We start from the raw sequence: 2,425 nt of genomic DNA, 5'->3' as shown, positions 1-2,425 counted from the left end.
CGATCCGGAAGACAACAGCAGAACGGAAAATCTGGGCCAATATTCCTCCCAAATCCAACCGTAAGGACGTCTTCGCGTTCTCGCCATGGGTATATCGCCAAAGAAACCTGGTCGAGCGCTTCTTTAATCGCATCAAACACTATCGTGGCATCGCCACGCGTTACGACAAGAACCCGGACAATTTCCTTGCTGCTGTCAAACTGATCGCTGTCCGCATCTGGTGCATCAGTTTATGAGTCTACGCCCTAGCTCTATTAACGGACCTTGAATAAACCCAACAGATAGGTTATTTTTAATTCCATGGTTGTTATTCACCGCGCATACGGCTTCAGATTCGTAATCTACACGGCTGACCATGATCCAGCGCATATCCACATTACCGGAACAGGTCAGGCGAAAATCAATCTTGTAGGCCCAGATGGCAAGCCGGAATTGGTTGCGGTTGTAGGAATCAAACGATCTGACATACGGCGGCTCATGGCCGAGACCGAAAACCGCCGCGATGAATTCCTCAAGGAGTGGGAGCGTATCCATGGTAACTGACGCAGAATTTGCAGCAGCAAAAGCGAACGGCAAAGTGATGCTGGAAACCGAGCCCCGTGCGCTCTCCGTCCGCTATGACCGCAAGACAGGTCGCGTGACGGTCGATCTCGTAAATGGCTGCACGTACATGTTCCCCACCTATCTCGTACAGGATTTGAGCGAGGCAAGCCCTGACGATTTGGAAACAGTCGAAGTTGATGGAATGGGTTTCAATTTACATTGGCCAAAGCTTGATGCCGATCTTTACGTTCCAGCGCTTGTCTCTGGCATATTTGGTACGCACGACTGGATGAAAAAGGCCCTTGCTCGTCAGGCTGGGCGGGCAACATCAGCAGCAAAAGCCGCAGCTGCTCGCGAAAACGGTCGCAAGGGTGGCCGTCCGGTGAAACGCTCGGCATAAAAAACCCTTTTAGGAGGGAAAACTCACCGGGCGTCACTTTGACTATACCGCGCTCCCCGTGTGGGTGGGTGCTTCATGACACTGTGAAAGTGCCCCGTGCGAGGTCAATCCATTTCTCGGCCAGGACCCTCCCCTCATCTCCGAGCGGATATGCGGTCCGACCATTTCTTTCCTCATAAGGATAACGACCCCGGCTGATTTCAAAGTTTGCTTTGTTGCATTCTGAAATAGATAGCAGCAAATTAAATTGCTCGCCTGTTAATTGCAGCGGCAATAAATGGCGTTCATTCGGATCTAGCTGTTCAAACTGAAAATGGTGGTCACCGTACGCGTGAAAAAACATTCTTCATCAGGGCCACTTTCGTTAGTTACGGGAGAATGTCTAACAGTAACCAGGAACGATTTCACAAAAGTTCGGCCGCCAATACATTCAGATGATGGACAACATACCAATGTGGCCTAGCGAGCCAACCAGTTTTCTGTACTTCTCTTTGGTAAGATGCTTCTGCTGCTTCTAGATAGGTTAAAGCCGCTTCGCGTACAGGGCTATCTTCACCAGATTTGAGAATATAAGGATTTTGATCCATTAGATTATCTTGAGTAAACGTAACGGGGCCGGTTGGTAATAACCAGCGGCGAGATGGGCATTCACAGTTCAGTGAAAATCTTCAAGGTTTACCTTGCAGGCCACTGCGGGCATCGGCGATTTTGTGGCCATATCAACATATTTAAAACAACGACTTAATTTTAAAATACCTACCCAACAGGGGCCTAGGTTTAGTTACATCGACGCAAATTTATCCTGTTCCGGCGTCCACTGCGGAATCCGACTGTCTCGCTTGAAAGAAGGGGATTGGCAAAAGCTGAAAACCCTGTTGCGCGAGCGCCAAGTCAGGATCGTGGCCGTCAATGTGCCGACGACCTGGCTGCACCTGTCACCCGCTCACAATGAATTTGACGCCCGCATGTTCGGCGCGATTAACGATATGCTTCTGGATATGCTGGCGGCAATTGCGCGGCGGGATTATGAACAGCGCCGCGAGCGGCAGAGGCAGGGCATTGCCACGGCCAAGGCAGCAGGGAAATATCAGGGCCGCAAAGCTGACCAGACCCGGTACGATGCCATCAATCGGATGCTTGCCAGCGGCAATTCATGGGCGACCGTTCAACGGACGCTTGAATGCAGTCGCACGACAATCAGCCGGGCCGTTCAGCAGGCAAGGCTGCGCACAGCAAAGATTGTCTCACCTGCCCTGCCAGATGTTCAGACGGTTCCCGTCCGTCTGTGGGCCCTGGTCGAAAATAACAGCAAATTCGTACGTGGTAAAAAGCGGGTACACGAAGATATTGAATCTCTGGTTCAGCGAGAGTTTTCAGGCCGAAAGCTCGGAGACTGTGAATACGGCCTCACCATCACCTACAAAGACGATGCGGATCTGAAAGAACAGATCGAGGAGCTACTCACCGAGGTTCATCGTTTAG

Annotated in this window: 4 protein-coding genes and 1 pseudogene; 4 read left to right on the top strand and 1 reads right to left on the bottom strand. The window is 51.1% G+C overall.

Translation table 11 applies throughout. The annotated features are described in order from the left end of the window. From ACTJKP_RS26700 to ACTJKP_RS26690, 3 genes and pseudogenes are all read left to right on the top strand, one after another. Positions 1 to 236 (top strand): annotated as a pseudogene (locus tag ACTJKP_RS26700) (IS5/IS1182 family transposase); the annotation flags it as partial. 64 nt (positions 237 to 300) lie between these two features. Next, positions 301 to 543: a DUF4160 domain-containing protein gene (locus ACTJKP_RS26695; RefSeq protein ID WP_440632808.1), complete on the top strand. Its 243-nt coding sequence runs from the start codon at positions 301 to 303 to the stop codon at positions 541 to 543. Beyond that, positions 533 to 943, top strand: coding sequence for a DUF2442 domain-containing protein (locus ACTJKP_RS26690; protein WP_440632807.1), 411 nt, complete (start codon positions 533 to 535; stop codon positions 941 to 943). Before ACTJKP_RS26695 ends, ACTJKP_RS26690 begins: the two co-directional genes overlap by 11 nt. Positions 944 to 1,347: 404 nt before the next feature. Here ACTJKP_RS26690 and ACTJKP_RS26685 read toward each other — a convergent pair whose 3' ends face one another. Beyond that, positions 1,348 to 1,530, bottom strand: coding sequence for a hypothetical protein (locus ACTJKP_RS26685; RefSeq protein ID WP_440632806.1), 183 nt, complete (start codon positions 1,528 to 1,530; stop codon positions 1,348 to 1,350). Positions 1,531 to 1,623: 93 nt separating this feature from the next. Here ACTJKP_RS26685 and ACTJKP_RS26680 point away from each other — a divergent pair. Then, positions 1,624 to 2,425: hypothetical protein (locus ACTJKP_RS26680; RefSeq protein ID WP_440632805.1), on the top strand; the 802-nt coding region annotated here is incomplete at its 3' end.

The sequence above is a fragment of the Brucella sp. 22210 genome, assembly GCF_052045675.1.
Classification (GTDB): domain Bacteria; phylum Pseudomonadota; class Alphaproteobacteria; order Rhizobiales; family Rhizobiaceae; genus Brucella.
This window is presented reverse-complemented; position numbering and strand designations above follow the sequence as displayed.

Bases quoted from the DNA above. Each gene is read 5' to 3' on its own strand.
- ACTJKP_RS26695 (WP_440632808.1), top strand. From the start codon at position 301: ATGGTTGTTATTCACCGCGCATACGGCTTCAGATTCGTAATCTACACG.
- ACTJKP_RS26690 (WP_440632807.1), top strand. From the start codon at position 533: ATGGTAACTGACGCAGAATTTGCAGCAGCAAAAGCGAACGGCAAAGTG.
- ACTJKP_RS26685 (WP_440632806.1), bottom strand. From the start codon at position 1,530: ATGGATCAAAATCCTTATATTCTCAAATCTGGTGAAGATAGCCCTGTA.